This window comes from Streptomyces sp. NPDC048258 (assembly GCF_043201995.1).
Lineage (GTDB): Bacteria > Actinomycetota > Actinomycetes > Streptomycetales > Streptomycetaceae > Streptomyces.
Map to the genome: position 1 here is coordinate 1 of NZ_JBICZH010000052.1, position 15543 is coordinate 15543.

Annotated in this window: 14 protein-coding genes and 4 pseudogenes; 11 read left to right on the forward strand and 7 right to left on the reverse strand. The window is 69.3% G+C overall.

Annotation, left to right across the window (positions count from 1 at the left end; genetic code table 11):
* Positions 1 to 865, forward strand: an 865-nt coding sequence (locus ACGFYQ_RS41610; protein ID WP_393752494.1) for an IS3 family transposase, incomplete at its 5' end; no start/stop codon positions are given.
* 94 nt (positions 866 to 959) lie between these two features.
* Complete coding sequence (locus tag ACGFYQ_RS41615; RefSeq protein WP_393752496.1) at positions 960 to 1547, forward strand: hypothetical protein; 588 nt, start codon at positions 960 to 962, stop codon at positions 1545 to 1547.
* Positions 1548 to 1646: 99 nt separating this feature from the next.
* Here ACGFYQ_RS41615 and ACGFYQ_RS41620 read toward each other — a convergent pair whose 3' ends face one another.
* The 3 genes from ACGFYQ_RS41620 to ACGFYQ_RS41630 form a co-directional block, all read right to left on the reverse strand.
* Complete coding sequence (locus ACGFYQ_RS41620) at positions 1647 to 1793, reverse strand: hypothetical protein (RefSeq protein WP_393752498.1); 147 nt, start codon at positions 1791 to 1793, stop codon at positions 1647 to 1649.
* A gap of 173 nt (positions 1794 to 1966) precedes the next feature.
* On the reverse strand, positions 1967 to 3166 hold the full coding sequence (locus ACGFYQ_RS41625) for a hypothetical protein (protein WP_393752500.1): 1200 nt from the start codon (positions 3164 to 3166) through the stop codon (positions 1967 to 1969).
* Between the two features lie 454 nt (positions 3167 to 3620).
* Entirely contained in the window at positions 3621 to 3956 is a 336-nt protein-coding gene (locus ACGFYQ_RS41630) for a helix-turn-helix domain-containing protein (protein WP_393752502.1), read from the reverse strand.
* 232 nt (positions 3957 to 4188) lie between these two features.
* Here ACGFYQ_RS41630 and ACGFYQ_RS41635 point away from each other — a divergent pair, with 232 nt between their 5' ends.
* Complete coding sequence (locus tag ACGFYQ_RS41635; RefSeq protein WP_393752517.1) at positions 4189 to 4455, forward strand: hypothetical protein; 267 nt, start codon at positions 4189 to 4191, stop codon at positions 4453 to 4455.
* Positions 4456 to 4522: 67 nt separating this feature from the next.
* Here ACGFYQ_RS41635 and ACGFYQ_RS41640 read toward each other — a convergent pair whose 3' ends face one another.
* Both ACGFYQ_RS41640 and ACGFYQ_RS41645 read right to left on the reverse strand, forming a co-directional pair.
* Positions 4523 to 5515 (reverse strand): serine/threonine-protein kinase, encoded by a 993-nt coding sequence (locus ACGFYQ_RS41640; RefSeq protein ID WP_393752503.1) that lies wholly within the window; start codon positions 5513 to 5515, stop codon positions 4523 to 4525.
* Positions 5516 to 6129: 614 nt separating this feature from the next.
* The gene (locus ACGFYQ_RS41645) at positions 6130 to 6366 is read right to left on the reverse strand and encodes a hypothetical protein (RefSeq protein WP_393752505.1); all 237 of its coding nucleotides are present in this window, start codon (positions 6364 to 6366) and stop codon (positions 6130 to 6132) included.
* Positions 6367 to 6993: 627 nt separating this feature from the next.
* Here ACGFYQ_RS41645 and ACGFYQ_RS41650 point away from each other — a divergent pair.
* The 3 genes and pseudogenes from ACGFYQ_RS41650 to ACGFYQ_RS41660 all read left to right on the forward strand — a co-directional run.
* A complete protein-coding gene (locus tag ACGFYQ_RS41650) occupies positions 6994 to 8106 on the forward strand; it encodes a C40 family peptidase (protein WP_393752507.1) in 1113 nt (370 codons plus the stop codon).
* 497 nt (positions 8107 to 8603) lie between these two features.
* Complete coding sequence (locus tag ACGFYQ_RS41655) at positions 8604 to 9137, forward strand: EF-hand domain-containing protein (protein WP_393752509.1); 534 nt, start codon at positions 8604 to 8606, stop codon at positions 9135 to 9137.
* Between the two features lie 165 nt (positions 9138 to 9302).
* Positions 9303 to 9728 (forward strand): annotated as a pseudogene (locus ACGFYQ_RS41660) (oxygenase MpaB family protein); the annotation flags it as partial.
* Between the two features lie 335 nt (positions 9729 to 10063).
* Here ACGFYQ_RS41660 and ACGFYQ_RS41665 read toward each other — a convergent pair.
* A complete protein-coding gene (locus ACGFYQ_RS41665; RefSeq protein ID WP_393752511.1) occupies positions 10064 to 10267 on the reverse strand; it encodes a hypothetical protein in 204 nt (67 codons plus the stop codon).
* 125 nt (positions 10268 to 10392) lie between these two features.
* Between ACGFYQ_RS41665 and ACGFYQ_RS41670 the strand changes: the two genes are divergently transcribed.
* Together ACGFYQ_RS41670 and ACGFYQ_RS41675 are read left to right on the forward strand one after the other, a co-directional pair.
* Positions 10393 to 11532: a GlxA family transcriptional regulator gene (locus ACGFYQ_RS41670; RefSeq protein WP_393752513.1), complete on the forward strand. Its 1140-nt coding sequence runs from the start codon at positions 10393 to 10395 to the stop codon at positions 11530 to 11532.
* A gap of 146 nt (positions 11533 to 11678) precedes the next feature.
* Positions 11679 to 12002, forward strand: coding sequence for a hypothetical protein (locus ACGFYQ_RS41675; protein WP_393752515.1), 324 nt, complete (start codon positions 11679 to 11681; stop codon positions 12000 to 12002).
* A 266-nt stretch (positions 12003 to 12268) separates the two neighbouring features.
* Here the strand turns inward: ACGFYQ_RS41675 and ACGFYQ_RS41680 are convergent.
* Positions 12269 to 13030 (reverse strand): annotated as a pseudogene (locus ACGFYQ_RS41680) (collagenase); the annotation flags it as partial.
* A 262-nt stretch (positions 13031 to 13292) separates the two neighbouring features.
* Between ACGFYQ_RS41680 and ACGFYQ_RS41685 the strand changes: the two are divergent.
* The 3 genes and pseudogenes from ACGFYQ_RS41685 to ACGFYQ_RS41695 form a co-directional block, all read left to right on the forward strand.
* Positions 13293 to 13673 (forward strand): annotated as a pseudogene (locus ACGFYQ_RS41685) (hypothetical protein); the annotation flags it as partial.
* Positions 13674 to 13743: 70 nt separating this feature from the next.
* The gene (locus tag ACGFYQ_RS41690) at positions 13744 to 14292 is read left to right on the forward strand and encodes a hypothetical protein (protein ID WP_393752519.1); all 549 of its coding nucleotides are present in this window, start codon (positions 13744 to 13746) and stop codon (positions 14290 to 14292) included.
* A 62-nt stretch (positions 14293 to 14354) separates the two neighbouring features.
* Positions 14355 to 15334: pseudogene (locus tag ACGFYQ_RS41695) on the forward strand (IS5 family transposase).
* Positions 15335 to 15543 lie beyond the last annotated feature (209 nt).

Genomic DNA, 15543 nt, shown 5'->3' on the forward strand with positions numbered 1-15543 from the left:
CTACCCGCTCGTGAAGGAGCTGGCCGGGGACGGGGTGCCCGTCACGGTGACGTGCCGGGTCTTGAAGCTCGCCAGGCAGCCCTACTACCGCTGGCTCGACCAGCCGGTGGGCGAAGCCGTGCTCGCGGAGGCGTATCGCGCGAACGCGCTGTTCGGCGCCCACCGCGAGGACCCGGAGTTCGGCTACCGCCTGGCAGATGAGGCCCGCAGCACCGGGGCCGCCATGGCCGACCGGACCGCGTGGCGGATCTGCCGGGACAACCGCTGGTGGAGCGTTTTCGGGAAGAAGCGCGGCCGGGGCAAGAAGGCCGGCCCGCCGGTGCATGACGATCTCGTCCGTCGTGACTTCACCGCGACCGGCCCGAACCGGCTGTGGCTCGCCGACATCACCGAACATGCCACCGGTGACGGCAAGCTGTATCTCTGCGCGATCAAGGATGTCTTCAGCAACAGGATCGTTGGTTACTCCATCGACGCGCGGATGAAGTCCCGCCTGGCCGTGGCTGCCCTGGACAACGCCGTGGCCCGGCGTGAACACGTCGACGGATGCATCCTGCACAGCGATCGCGGATCGCAGTTCCGATCCCGGAAATTCGTCCGGGCACTCGACCGGCACCGGATGGCCGGGTCGATAGGGAGGGTCGGGGCCGCTGGCGACAACGCGGCCATGGAGTCGTTCTTCAGCCTGCTGCAGAAGAACGTCCTCGACCGCCGGAAGTGGGCCACCCGCGAGGAACTGCGGATCGCGATCGTGACCTGGATCGAGCGGACCTACCACCGCCGCCGCCGGCAAGCCGCACTCGGTCGCCTGACCCCCATCGAATTCGAGACCGTCATGACCACACCGGCCCTCCAAGCCGCGTGACCCAACCTGTCACCCAAACCTGCAGCAGACCCGTGAGTACGACTCGGAAGCGTGGACGGAGCTGGGACACCGGCTGATCCTCGAGCATGACCTGGTGTCGCCCGCCAGCATCGCTGCCCTGCCCTGGCTGGTGCGCCTCGCATCGGGGAACAGGGAGGCACGCCACCTGGCCGGCGAGATCATGGAGCGTGCGGCGAGCCACCATGACAGCGACGAACTGCTGGCTGAGAGCGCCGACGTGATCGCCAAGTTCGGCGCTCTCCTGGACCGGCACCTGCAGTCGCGGCCATCCGATTACCTGGTTACCTTCCGCGCACTGCTTGCGGTCGAGGAGCAGTACCACTGGGCCAACGTCCTGGGGGACTTCGCGGACGACTTCTACAGCCTGCAGTGCCCTCACTGCGGTGTGGAGGTGACCGTCGCCATCGGCGACTACGGGCGCTACTCGGCGATCCGGGACTGGAACCTGGGCGACGTGGACCGGCGTGATCTGCGGCCGAGGCCCGGCGAGGAGCTCACGGGCGTCGGGCGGTGGATGCACGAGATTGCTGTCCGCGATGAGGAAGTCGCACTCGCTGAAGGAATCGCGCATCTCTTCGGCAAGGCCGAGTGTCCGAGATGTGCCAGCGTCTTCACCATCGCGGACGAGTATGAGGCTGCCAACTGCCCAGTCCTGCGCTAGCGCCATTGCTGCATTGCCTCTGCGCCCCACCGGAACCGGCTGAAGCGGCTTCTCCTCTCACGCCGCCTGCGAGACCTGGATGACCGAGGCCGGCAACGATCACGGCCCGGACGGTGGTCGTCTGTCCGCGAGCCCGAGCTGGCGTGCCTGGAGGTAGGCGGTCCAGTCGGTTGCGGCTCGGCGGCGCCAGTGCAGCGCGGTGATGACGTGGAGCCCGAGGAGCGGGGCCAGGACCGCGGGCGGCATCTCCTCGGCGAGCTGGACCAGGGCGGTCGCGCGGGAGGCACGGATGGGGATGCCGTGGCCGGTCAGGGCTCGGGCGAGGGAGCTGGCGGAGCGGTGGGCTCCCGGTCGGGTGCCGGGAAAGAGCCAGGTGCCGGGCGTGTTGCCGCTCCAGCCCTGCCTGGGCTGCTGGTCGATCAGTCGGGTGAGAAGGGTGGCGAGGGGCTGCGGGAGGCGGATGGGGGTGCTGTCGAGGCGGATGGTCTGGTGGCTGTCCTGGTGGTCGAGGTGCCCGGGGGTGAGGGGATGATGTGGGTGAGGTGCTGGCCGAACAGCAGGAGCAGGGACCCAGCCGCCCTCACGTCCAGGGGGAGGTCCTCGTCGTGGAGGCACTGCTGGAGGAGGTCCCAGTGGGTGTCCTCGTCGATTCCCTCTGGTTCGGCCTTGCCCCGGTGAGGAACCAGTAGGTCGTCGCTGTGGCCGCGCCGGGCCGTCCAGACCAGGAAGTCCCTCACCTCGTAACGGGTGCTGGGGCCGGCGGCGAGCCACCGTTCAATCTCCAGCTGGGTGGCCTCGGACAAGGTGAGGTCGAGCGAGGCAAGATGCTCGAGAAGGGCGACGGCCGTGTTGATGCGGGTGTACGCCCACCGTGCGCGGCCGCGGGTGCTGGCGGAGCGGGTGGCCCTGCGACGGGCCCGGGGCATCACCGACCAGCGGACATATGGGCCAAGGAGCATGGCGTACTTCGGGTGCCGGGTGAGCGTGCGGGCGAGGTGGCGCTCGATGGCCGCGAGGTGTTCGTCGCGTGGAGGCAGGACACCGAAGGCGACCAGGAGACCGCGGAGGTAGTCCGTGCTCTGGGCGGCACCGCGTCCCGATCCGGCCACGATGTCGAGGTCGACATGGGTGAGGAGCCGGCCGCAGGCAGCGGTCTCATGCAGAAGGCGCGCGGAGGCCGAAGTTCGCAGCCAGGTCAGGACGGTCCGCGGGTGCTCGGCGGCCATGAGGGCCTCGCGCAGGACTGCCAGCTGGCCAGCGGGGCCCGGCAGCAGGTCATGGAGGAGGGCGTTGAGGTGATGGTCGACCGCGCAGCGGTCGCACAGATCCCCCGTGATGGGGCTGCTGGCCACTCCGCAGCGCGGGCACGCGTACGGGTCGGGGTGGCCGGCGCAGGGGCCGCAGGTCCTCTGGCCGCCGATGCGGGCGATCAGGACCTTCACCGCCGAGCAGCCGGGGCACGGGCCGGGCTTGCGGCGGGCGAGCGCGTAGCAGGGCTTGCAGACCGGCCCGAGCGGCCAGCGGGCGCAGACCGGTGAACTGGCTGAGCACAGTGCGCAGGGGCGGGCGGGCGTGGCCGGCAGGTGGTGCACGAGTCCGTGCGGCTGGGGCGGCCGCATCCGGTGCACGCACGCGTGGAGGCCTGGGCTCGTTGGCGGCAGGGTGTGCAGGTGTCGTCGACAGGGCGGGGCCTGATCCGGGTGCAGGTGGTGCAGGTGCCGACGTTGGCGTGGGCGGCGAGGATGCCTTCGCAGCCCAGGCACACTCGGCCGCCGGGTACCAGGCGGCGCAGTCTGCGGACGCGTCCACAGCGCATGCAAGCCGGAGCCCTGGCCCCTTTGATGCCTTGCTCGCGCAGGTCGACGATCAGTCTCTGCACGGCGGGCGGCGCGAGGGAGGCGCCGCTGACAAGGGCATCGGGATGCTTGCCCAGGTGCGCGCGGATCCGGCCGCGCGCGGAGGGCGTCAGCGTGGCCACTACTTCCGCGGCAGTCTCGGGGCCGAGCTCCGGCAGGAACGCGGTGAGCATCTTGGCCAGTTCGACCCAGGTAGCGGGGACCTGACCAGCGGTGTTCACAGGCCCTCGGGGCGGCGGATCTGGGTCCGGCGCGCGGGCGGCGCGACCACGTGGGAGGTGCTCTCGCCGGACGCTGCCGGTTTCACGACCTGGGTACGGACCTCGACGACCTCGATCAGGTCGGCCGGCGTGCACTGCAGGATCCCGCATAGCGCGGCGAGCGTGTCCATCGACAGGCGTTGCGGCTCCTGGGTGACGAGGCGGTACACCTGCTCACGGGAGAGACGGATGCCGTACTCGGCGAGTCTGGGCACCAGGTCGGTGGTCTGGAACATGTCGCGGGCGGCCATCAGGCGGCGCAGGTTCCAGCGGAACCCCATCTGCTTCATCACCGTGCTCCCCTTCCCACTCGTGTGGCCGCGCGCTCGGCGCGGTGAGCTTGTTCCGCTTTGACGGACATCTGAGATCACGGACATCTGAGATCAGGGGCTCCGGCCGCGGAAGGATGATGTTCATCATGGAAAGCATGGGGAAGAAGAAGGCGCGTCCTCGCCGTTCGTTCACGTCGGAGTTCAAGGCCGAGATCGTCTGCTGTGCCGGCGCGGGGACCGCTCGGTCGGTCAGGTGGCCAAGGACTTCGACCTGCTCGAAACCGCGGGGCGGGACTGGGTAAAGCAGGCCGAGGTCGACGCGGGCGAGCGTGACGGCCTGACCAGCGGTGAACGTGAGGCACTGGCCGCGTTGCGGCGGGAGAACCGCAGGCTGCGGTCAGGGGCGTGGGGTGGCAGGCGGCAGGCGGCAGGCGGCAGGCGGCAGGCAGTGACTCAGTCGTGCGCGTCGATGAAGGCCCGCATGCGGCGGTCCTTCTCGCTGCAGCAGCTCCCGTCATGAATGCCGGCAGCGGCCGCCGGGAGAGTCGGCTGGCGGGGTGCACTGGTACGCGTAGTCGCCCTGGTCATCACTGAGGTAGCGCCCGATGCACTCGTTGGCGGTGGCCCGGCCCTTCTGCGCGCAGAAGGTGACGGCCGCCCGGCCGTCGGCGAACGGGCCGGGGGCGTAGACCACCCAGTAACACATCGGGAGGAGAGGCAGGCGCCCGGTCGAGGCGGGTGGGTTCCGGCGGTACGGCGCTGCCGGTGCCCTCGGCGACGGCGGCCAGCAGCCGGTCCAGCCTCTCCGCGACGGGCCGCGCAGCCGGGTCGCGGACCAGCAGCTCGGTCAGTACGGCGGCCAGCGGCCCGGCACGGCATGGTGCGGGCACCGGCTCGTCGAGGACTGCGGCCAGCGTGGCCAGGGTGGTGGCGCGGCGCATCGGGCTGACACCTTCCACGCACACGTACAGCATCATGCCCAGCGACCACAGGTCGGAGGCGGGCAGGTCGGCGCCGCGGATCCGCTCAGGCGCCAGGTATTCGGGGGTCCCGATGACCTCCCCAGTCAGCGTGAGAGAGGCAGCGTCCTGGAAGGCGGCGATGCCGAAGTCGGTGAGCACGGCCGAACCATTGGCCCGCATCAGAACGTTGGCGGGTTTCACGTCCCGGTGGCGGATGCCGGCCGCGTGCGCGGCCCGCAGCCCGGCGAGCACCTCGCGGCCGATCCGGGCGGCCTCGGCGGGAGGCAGCGGTCCCTGCTCCAGTCGCTGGGCTAGGGAGTGGCTGGGCAGCAGCTCCATCACCAGCCAGGGGTGCTCGTCCTCGTCGACGATGTGGTGGATGGTGACCACGTTCGGATGGCTGATCCGGGCCTGGGCGCGGGCCTCGCGCAACACCCGCTCGCGCAGTACCCGCCGGAATTCCGGGTCGTCCCGCCCGGCCGCCGACCGTACTTCCTTGACGGCCACTTCACGATGAAGGGCACGGTCCAGAGCTCGCCAGACCGTGCCCATCCCTCCGCTGCCGAGCCGATCAACCAGCTCGAACCGACCGTCGACCACGTCCCCTGGCGCGCTCATGCCGCAAGGTTAGAGCAGCGGTGGACGCGGTGCCCCGGGCTCCGCGATATGCACACTCCGGCAGCATTCGGGCAGCACGAGCAAGGTCGGCGAACGGTGCGGTCAGATCGGTGCCATGCCGGCTCCAGAGCCTGCCCGCACCAGCGAGGAGCTGACAGCGCCATCCGTCGTTATCCAGACTGCGCCGTGTCTCATGACGCACGGACGTCGTGAGGAATTCGGTTCCGGGTCCGTCCCCTCGGCCCTCTGCGGCGTACGGCTACCGAGTTCTGCGAGCCGTGGCTCGGGGGCCACAGAAGGCGCCTGCGGCGGCCGACGGAGAGGTGAGGCCCGGCGCGGGGTTGTCCTTACCGTCCCGCATGTGGTTGAGCCAGCGTTCGTACCAGCTCAGGAAATCCGTAGCCGAGGAGACGTTCGCATGCCAAAAGCCGTCCGCGTTGCCGGTGACCATTCGGCCGGTGAGGGGCCCTGTCACACCGATGAGGCACAGGTCGGTACAGCCCATCTCAACAATGTGGCGGAACCGATCTCCTTGCAGCGTCCGGGTGGTCCAGGTGATGGAATCCCCGCGGGGTGCCGTCCGGCGGCTGTCGGTCCATGGTGAACAGCCTGCGTCACTCCAGCGGAAGCAGACCGTCGAAGGGGCCGGCGCCGGCACCGCTGCCTCCGATTCCGCCGAGCAACTCTCGGTAGGCCGACGGCAACGCGATGCGGTGTTCGCACTCGAAGGCGTCCACCTGCGCGGAACCGACGCGCGGGCCAACGCGAAACCGGTGGCGCTCGGCACCCATCGAGTGACTGCGCAGTGCCTGGTAGGGCACATTGGCCAACTTGGAGCGTATGCGCGACATGCGGGATCCCATCGGAGGATCTCTTCTCTCGTCTGCCGCCACCCTGCTGGCGCCCCAACAACCGTGCACAAGGCGCCTTGTTCCCCATGAATGACCACGATGCCGGGCGAGGACCGGCCCCACAGTTTCTGACCCTCGCCCTCTCCACTGCACGCTCAGCGCCTCAACCCCCCGGCGCAGCCCCGGCCGCCACCAGCGGTTGCGTCGCCCTCGCGACTCCTGGTCCGCGGGCTACGGCGACGACGAGAAGGGCGGTTGCTGTCGAAGTCCCGACAGGCACTCCTCCCAATGGCTCAAGGAACGCCCCGAAGCGAAACCCGTCACCTTCGCCTCATGCGCTGGCGCGACAACCCAGCATCATCAGTGTCACGGCACTATTCGTACCCGCTTCGCCGCGACGAACACGAACGCACCAGAACGATCAGGAGAACAAGAAACGGGGGAACCATGGTCAGGCAGTCGTCCAGGAGTCGTCGAGCCGGCGCCGCCGATGACCCGGACGGCGCGGCGGAGCACGTGCTCCACCACCCCGGGGACCGGTTGGCGGCGTCAAGTCGACCCCACACCCGCGGGAGCCGGCCCGGCCGGAGGGGTTCGCAGGCGCGCTGCCCTGGACAGGATCGACGCATGTACTCCGTGAAGACCGTCCTGACTGCCACCGCCGCAGTCCTCCTCGCCCTCGCCGCTCCGGCCGCCGCGGCCCCCGCGGCTCCCACCGCCCCGGCCCGCCCCTCCGTGTCCACCGCGCCACGTCCCTGCGACGGCGCCGCGACCTGCTATGTCGACGTGACGGTCGCTCAGGTCTGGGTGAGCCCCGGACAGGTCCGGCCCGTGGACGCTCCGGCGACCACCAATCCCGCTGACATCCGCGGCTGGTTGACAACCATGTCCCTGGACGAGCGGCGTGAGGTCGCCGGGGAGACGCAGGCTCTCCACGGCGTCCGGGTGACCGTCGACCGCACCGAGCGGCACGGCGGTCTGCTCTGGGACCACGTATGGGTGCACGGTCAGCCCACCCCCAGGGACCAGACAGGACGAGGGGCCTACCCCGGCTGGATTCCCGACCGGCAACTGACCTCGGAGCACCGGCGCCCGCCCGGCGCTACGCACGAGGAGCGCGTTGCCCGCCCCACGGCCCGGGGCTTCGCCACCGCCCAGGCCGCGCTGACCGACCGCGGAACCGGGCAGGCGGGCGAGTACTCGTACAACACCTCCTTCCCGGTGAAGGCCGGTCCGCTGCCCGGAGTCGTCACCGCTCACTCCCCCAGCGGTGGCCGCCTGTTCTTCCGGGCTGACGACCTGGCGAGGGTACCGGCCGCACCGAGCGGCGCGGACGTGGTCACCGCCGCACGCGCCTTCCTGGGCCTGCCCTACCTGTGGTCGGGCACCTCCGGATTCGGCTACGACTGCTCCGGTCTCACCAGCCAGGTCTATTCCGCCCTCGGCGTGACGATCCCCCGGGACGCCCAGCCACAGTTCGACGCGGGCGGCGGACAGGTACCCGCCGGCTCGGCAGCGGGGGTACGGATCACCGGTACGGAGGACCTCAGGCCCGGCGACATCGTCGCCTTCCGCCCCGCCACCGGCACCGAGGTCACCCACGTCGGCATCTATTCAGGGACGAGGAACGGCGAACCCATGATGATCAACTCGCCTCGGACCGGTGACCCGGTCAAGGAAGAGCCCATCGGTTCCACCGGCCGCGTCTACGTGGGCGCCACCCGCTTCCTCACCCGCTGAGCCGCGTACGGCACTGCCGTACGGCGAACCCTGGCCGCCACTCCGCCGTAGGGAACGACTACTGAGGTTTTCAGGGGGCCGGTGGGTTGACAGCCGGTCTTGTAGCGGTGAGGCAGCCGTCGTTCAGGCGGAGCCGGTGCTGGATCCTGCGTAACTCGCGTCGGAGTGTGCGGTGAAGGTAGTCGGGTGCGCGAAAGCGGTGTCGTCCCGCGGGCGGCGAGCCGCTCCGTCTGTGTCGCCGAGGAACTCGGGATCACGCTGAAGGACCTGGCGGGGATGCATCGCAGGTTCGAGGTGTCCCAGGGGCCCAGGCCCAGGTGGACTGGGGTGATGAGGGCAAGATCCACTACCACCCCGACCTCGTCGGAAGGTGCCTCGCCGGGACCGGGCCGGGCGGTGATCCCAGGCAGGATTGCCTCCAACGCTCACCCGGCATGACACGCCCCCGCGCGCGGGAATCCGCCGACGCACGGAGGAGCTCGGCCTAGGCTCGCAACATGGGTACCGAGAGGGTGGCAGTGGCCGACCTGATCTTCGATCGGCTGGACACGAATGGTGACGGAGTGCTCGCCGCGGACGACTACCGGGCGAGTGCGGAGCGCAAGCTCCAGTCGTACGGCATGGGGCCGAACTCGCCCAAGGGGCGCGCCCTGATCGAGGCGAACCTCGCGATGTGGCAGCAGCAGGCCCAGCTCGTCGACCGCGATCACGACGGGCGGATCACGCGGGAGGAGTACCGAAGGTGGGTCGGCTCCCTTCCCGCCTCGGATTCCGGCTCGCCCTCGGGTACTCCTGAGGTGATGGCCGTGCTGCACGCACAGTTCAATGTGGCCGACCGAGACGGAGACGGGCTGGTGGACTGCCGCGACTTCGTGGCCTGGCGGGGGCTCAAAGGGGTACCGGCCAAATCCGCAGAGGCCTCATTCGAGCTGATCGACTCGGACGCGGACGGCGCGATCAGCTGGAACGACTTCACCGACGCGGCACACCAGCACGGCCTGGAGGCGCTGCTGTACACCCCGAGCCACTGAGCGCGTCGCGGCCGCCCAGTACCTGGAGGGTCTCCGTCATCGGGATCCCATGCAGCCGCAGCACCACGGGCAGGACAAGGACCACGCTGATCGAGTCGGTGATGCTGCCGGTCCGTGGCTGGGTGATGGTGACGCTGAGTCCATGACCGCCATGCGCGAACTGTCCGGGGATCCACTGTCGCCCCCCGAATGCAACGTGCGGCGGAGTTCCTGGACGTGTGCGCCGCCCTCGGCATTCCGGGCGAGGTACTCCCGGCGAGCGCCGCCGATGTCCCGGCATACGTCGAGCGGACGGTCCGCGAGGTCCTGGAGTACGGCCCCGAGGTCGGCGACCTGCTGCACGGGATGCTCCGCCAGGCCCCTGCCCCGCGTCGGCTGGGGCGGCTGGCACCCGCCTGGCCGATGCTGCGGGTGGTGATCGCCCGTACAGTGGCCGCCCTCACGGTCAGCGACCTGCCGCCCGCCTGGCACGAGAGGTTCGGGACATCGCGCGGGCCCGGGGGCGCCACACTGTCGTGGATGCTGCACCACGGACTGCGCCACGCCATGGCTGCTGCGGGCGCGCGGACTGGACGAGCGCCGGGACGGTGAAGGCGGCGGTGCCCGATTCTGCAGCCCGCTGGATCTCCAGCCACGCCACCTCGCGGCTCTCGATACGCTCGGGACATCGCGGTAGGTGTTCTTCGTCACGTTGTCCTAGTGGAGCCCTTGGCCGCGCCGACTCGTCGTGACGCGCCGCGATGCGTGAGCTTGCCTCCAGAGGGCGGCAGGAGGTTGTAGACCTTGGCGTTCTCGGCGCCCCGCAGCCCAAGGTGTGCACGGCAGCCGGCACGGCTCGGGCGCAGCGGTTCCAGGTCGCTGTACAAGGCGGCGTGGAGCGCGGCAGTGAGCTCGCCCCACCGCTCCCGCCAAGCAACCCACCGCGCTCAGTTGCTCAGGTGCGCCGGCAGGGCAGGGTGGACGGCGAGGGCGCTCTCGAGCAGCTGTCGGGCGAAGGGGACGTACTGGCCGCCGTCGGCAGCCGTCCAGTCGATCGGGCCGAAGGGCGGCTCGGGGTCGTACTCGATGAACAGCTGGACCATGCGCGCGACCCCGTCGCCGGCGAGGCGGCCGACGAGGTGCAGTGCCATGTCGATGCTTCTGACGATGTGGAACTCGTGGAGGTCGCCTGTGTGACCAGCGCCTTCGATGGAGCGAACCGCCTCGGCGCGAGTCCGCCCTACGACGTCCGCCTGGTCACCCGGAGGGCCGCCCCGTGCGCTGCTCCTCAGGACTGGTCCTGGTCGCGCAGGCGGCGCTGGAGCTTACCCGCGGCCCGGTCGACACGCTGCTGGTCGTCGGCGGGCCGGGCCACGCCACGGCGGCGCGGAACACCCTGCTGGTCGAGCACGTGCGCCGCCTGGCCGGTATCGGCCGTCGGGTCGCGTCGGTGTGCACGGGCGCCAGTGTTCTGGCAGCGACGGGACTACTCGACGGCCGACGCGCCACGACCCACTGGGCGTACGCGCACGACCTCGCGCAGCGCCACCCGGCCGTCCACGTCGACGCCGCGCCGCTGTACCTCCGCGACGAGCACGTGTGCACGTCGGCCGGGGTCACCGGAGCGCTCGACCTCACCCTTGCGTTCATCGAGGAGGACCACGGCCCGGCTCTCGCCCGGATGATGGTGACCTACCTCCAACGACCCGGCAACCAGGCTCAGATCAGCATGTTCGTCGACGCACCGGCTCCAGAGCACCGGACCGTGCAACGGACTGTCGAGTACATCACCGATCGCCTCGACAGCGACCTCAGGGGCGCCATCGTTGGAGCCCTTGGCACGGCAGTCACAGGAGTTGCCGCAGCCTTCTTCACCCACAGCCCGGCCCGCCGACAGGTCAAAGCTGAAGCCCTGCGGACCCTGCCAGAGTCACGCCGGGCCACCTACACCAGCTTCGCCGAGACATCCGGCCGCTACCTGGAAATGCTCGCCACCACATTGACTCCACTCGAAAACGTCGGACGGTTCCCCGAAGCGCGGGAGCAGTGGATCGAGGACGCACACAAGCGATGGAGCAAGGCGCTCCGGCACCGGCAGAAGGAGGTCGAAGGCCAGCGTCTGCGTCTCGCCCTGGACGCCACACGCCCTGTGGCTGATGCCGCCGAGGACCTGGCCAAGAATTTCGCCCTCCTCAGCTACGCAACCCGTCGCGCCATCGCAGCCCACAAAGGCCACGACCTGGACACCGGCCCGATTGAACCGTCGCTGTCCAGTTACATCGCGCTGGTGACGGAGGGCGGCCTGGACCCTGAGGCGCCCGACCTCAAAGCCCTGCAGTCACGGGCGCGCGACGCGTACAACGCGTTCCTCAGCGCGGCCGCCAGCGATCTCGGAGAGAACGGCATGCTGGCCTGACACCTCCGTCCCCGGAGAACGCCGGCCTCACCCGGCACACGGCGGCCGTGACCGGCCCAATGGTTACGCCGTCCGGCTCAGCGGAGCAGCATTTGACGGGGAAGGATCCCAGCCCTCTCGGCCCCGGCCCGGCGCAGCGCGGCTGCGTGGGACGCTTCAGCCGCCCGATGGCGCTCGGCCCGGGCGACATCGAGCGCGGCCAGCCCACCGGCCGGGTCCGGCTTGAATTCGGGGAAGGCACGGCGGCTGAGTTCGCGCATCGCGGCCGTCTGCCGTTCCACCGCCTCCGCGATGGACGGATCCGCCTGGCGTGGCGGCGCGACCTGGCGGTGGGCTTCAAGAACATCCCGCTGCTCACCCAAGACGTCTACGAGCTGGACGCGGAGTGGCAGCGCCGGTTCCCTTCCATGGAGCTGCGAGAGGCGCGGCACCAGGACTTACGTCGAAGGCCATATCCCTGCAGCCAGTAGCGACTGCTTCGAGCCACGTCGGGCGGCATGGAACCCACCGAGCGATGGTGCTGAACCTCCCCGCAGCTGGCCTGCTCCAGGGTGGCGGCGACCGGGGCGGTACCCTCACGGCGGAGATTCTGGAGCCTGCCCTTCGAGTTGCCTATTAACTCACGAATGGTGCCGAGGTCCCGTCCGATCGAAAGATCGAACGGGACCTTCGTCCTTTCAGGGGCTGTTGATGCTTGTTCGGGGGAGTCCGGCCGTAACAGGCGTACGGGTCAGGCGCCCGCTGCCACGGCTGTCAGCCAAGCGTTCCAGTCGCTCTCATAGTCCAGCGAGGTGAGGAAGGAACGGGCGGCGGTCCAGTCTCCTGCGCGGTAGTAGCCGAGGACCGTGCTGACGTCGGCCGGGTGCTTCTCGACCATGTAGCGGGCGGCAAGGTAGCCCCAGTTGTAGGTGCGGCTGACGTCGCTGTTGGCGTAGGTGGTGTCGAACAGCGTCTGCAGGGAGTACGTGTGCTTGCCGGCCTCGGCGACCGCGCTGGCATAGGTGATGCCGCGGTAGGAGTAGGAGATGTACTCGGCGATGCCCTCGCCCCACCACACGGTGGGGGTGGTCTGGCTGGCGTTGAAGTCGCCGTACAGGTTGAAGCGGCCGTCAAGGTAGTGGGTGTACTCGTGGTTGAGGTTCCAGATCTGCCAGCCGGGGCTCACATCGGTGCGCTCGTAGCATATGAACCGCGCCTGGTTGCCCGTATTGGAGGGGTCTCCCTCCAGGTACATGCCGCCGTTGTTGGTGTCGATGCCGTAGATCTTCCTCGCGTAGGCCTTGTAGTCGGCGCTGGAGTTGAAGACGTCGACCTCCAGGGTTGTGTTGTAGTCGTTCGCGACCGGCCCGGAGTCCTTGACCACGCCGTGGAAGTAGGCGTCCTGGCTGGCCAGGCTCGTGCAGGTCGCCGTCAGCTGGGCGGCGGTCATCTCCTGGGCGCGGATCCGCAACGTCGGGCTGCAGCTGTGGACGATCGGCAGGATGCGCGACTCCAGTCTGCCGCCGGTGGTCCCGGTCTCCCCGGGAGCGCCATTGGCATTGCCGTGGGCCGGGCGCTGGCCCGGGTCAGCGAAGACGTGGTCCGGCTTGGGATCGGCCTGGGAGCTCTGGGAGGCCTGGGCGGGGGAGGCTGCGATGGCGGCTATGAGCAGGGCGGTGACGACGGCCATGGCGCGCAAAGTTCACTCCTGGGGATGGGAGTTGAGGTCCCGTCGACGACGGGCTTGCGCTGTAAAATGGCACATGTCATATTGCTTTTCAATGATTTTGGCAGGGCGCATCAAGTTCGTTTGCTGCTCCGGACAGCGCACGTCGCCTGACGGCCGGCCCGCTATCCCGGCCAGGGGAACGGCACTGGCAAGCAGCGGACTCGGCAACCTCGTCTCCCAGCAGACCTTCTACGAGAGCGGCCAGGAGCGCGACGACCGCTACGCCCGCCTCGTGGCACAACTCGCCGTCGACGACTCCGTATGGACGGCCGACCTGCTGCGCTGGCTCCGCAGTGAGGGCAACATGCGCACCGCATCCCTCGTGGGCGCCGCCGCGTATGTCTGGGCCCGGCTCGAGGCCGGGTCCGCCGACGGCCCGTCCAACCGGTCTGTAATCGACTCGGTGCTCCAGCGCGCCGATGAGCCCGGAGAGCACTACCTCCGCGACGACGTCGCCCCGCTGTGCCAGGCGCGATTCCGCAGCGAACAAGGTCCGACAGCAGATGCTCTCCGCAGCCAGCCGCGGTGTTCACCTCCCGGGCTGGAAGTCCTACGACGCCGGCCAGCAGGGCTTCGCCCAGCGCTACTACCTCCGGTCCTACGCCCTGGCCACTGAAGCCGGCCTCCGCGGGCACGACGGCTTCGTGATGCGGACCATGGCAATGCAGGGCCTTAAGCTGCACCGCCCCGAGCACTGCCTGGGGCTGGCCGAGACCGGTCTGAACCGAGCCAAAGGCCAGGTCGACGCCCAGACCGAAGCCCTCTTCCGGATCGTCCACGCCCACACCCTGGCCAAGAGCGGCAAACACCGTGCCGCCCTGGCCGCCGCCGAGCACGCCCGCACCCTGCTCACCGGAGCCCCCGGCGACGAGGTGCCGTTCTGGGCGCTGGCCTGGGGGCCGCCGGCCGCATACGTGTACTCCCGCACCGCCAAGTTCCACGACACCATCGGCGACCACCGCGCCGCTGCCGAGCAGTACGCGCTGGCCGCCACGGCACGCCCGGCCGCCACCTATGCGCGGATCGTCGCTCTGGACCTAGGGCCTGTGTGATGTCGTGATCAGTTCCTGGGTTCTGTCCTGTTCGCAGGTTGGAATCCGGTAGGACTGTGGTCGTGACACGCAGGCAACTCACCAATGCCCAGTGGAAGTTCATCGAGCCGTACCTGCCGATCGGTAGGTACGGCCCGTACCCGGAGCGGTTGCGGGAGCAGTTCGAGGGGGTGATCTGGCGGTTCCGTTCCAGCGGCCAGTGGCGGGAGATGCCTGCCGAGTTCGGTCCCTGGGCCACCGTCTACGGACGCTTCCGGGTCTGGCGGAACGCCGGCGTCTTCACCGCCCTGCTGGAAGGCCTGATCGCCGAAGCAGCCCGCGCGGGGAGAACAGACTTGTCGCTGGTCAGCGTGGACTCCACAACGGTCCGCGCCCACCATGACGCCGCAGGGATGCGCGTCAGCAAGCACCTCATGGATGCCCTGGAAGAAGCCGCGCAGGAGCAGGAAGCGGCCCGACAAAAAGGGGCGGACCGGAGGAACAGAACGGACAGGCCGAGCGTCGGCCCATCCGACGCAGACGCAAGCTCCGCCTGAAGGAAGCCCTGCTCGGCAGGTCCCGGGGCGGACTCACCAGCAAGATTCATGTCGCCGCAGACCGCAGCTGCCGTCCGCTCGCGCTGATCCTGACCGCCGGACAGGCCGGAGACAGCCCGCAGTTCATCCCCGTGCTCGCAAGGGTGAGAGTGCGCCTGCCCGTCGGCCGTCCCCGCACGACGCCCGGCGCGGTCGCCGCGGATAAGGCCTACTCGTCCCGCGGCAACCGCTCCTACCTGCGCAGACGCGGCATCAAGGCAGTCATCCCGGAAAAACGGGACCAGGCCGCCAACCGCAAGAAGAAGGGCGCACGAGGCGGCCGACCCATCAGCCACGACGCCGACCTCTACAAGGAACGGAACACGGTCGAACGCCTGATCAACAAGCTGAAGGCCTGGCGAGGCATCGCCACCCGCTATGACAAGACACCTGAGAGCTACCTCGCCGGCCTCCACCTCCGCGCCGCAATGATCTGGATCGACGACCTGCTGAAGACCGCCGAATGATCACGACATCACACAGGCCCTAGACGAGTAAGTCCGAAGTCTTTGGGCGCATGAAGCGAGGGTCTCGTTGATCCGTTTGTGACGACAGATCTCGAAACCCTCGCGACAGCACTGTGAGGTTGATCCGCGGGAGTGGACACCGGGTTTCATGCGACGAGTGACAGCGTACGTGGTGTGATCAGCTGTTGTTCGAACTCTGCTGGCGTGAG

Bases quoted from the DNA above. Each gene is read 5' to 3' on its own strand.
- ACGFYQ_RS41620 (WP_393752498.1), bottom strand. From the start codon at position 1,793: ATGCCGCCCGCGGTCCTGGCCCCGCTCCTCGGGCTCCACGTCATCACC.
- ACGFYQ_RS41625 (WP_393752500.1), bottom strand. From the start codon at position 3,166: ATGCGGCCGCCCCAGCCGCACGGACTCGTGCACCACCTGCCGGCCACG.
- ACGFYQ_RS41640 (WP_393752503.1), bottom strand. From the start codon at position 5,515: ATGAGCGCGCCAGGGGACGTGGTCGACGGTCGGTTCGAGCTGGTTGAT.
- ACGFYQ_RS41645 (WP_393752505.1), bottom strand. From the start codon at position 6,366: ATGTCGCGCATACGCTCCAAGTTGGCCAATGTGCCCTACCAGGCACTG.
- ACGFYQ_RS41650 (WP_393752507.1), top strand. From the start codon at position 6,994: ATGTACTCCGTGAAGACCGTCCTGACTGCCACCGCCGCAGTCCTCCTC.
- ACGFYQ_RS41655 (WP_393752509.1), top strand. From the start codon at position 8,604: ATGGGTACCGAGAGGGTGGCAGTGGCCGACCTGATCTTCGATCGGCTG.
- ACGFYQ_RS41665 (WP_393752511.1), bottom strand. From the start codon at position 10,267: ATGGCACTGCACCTCGTCGGCCGCCTCGCCGGCGACGGGGTCGCGCGC.
- ACGFYQ_RS41690 (WP_393752519.1), top strand. From the start codon at position 13,744: ATGCTCTCCGCAGCCAGCCGCGGTGTTCACCTCCCGGGCTGGAAGTCC.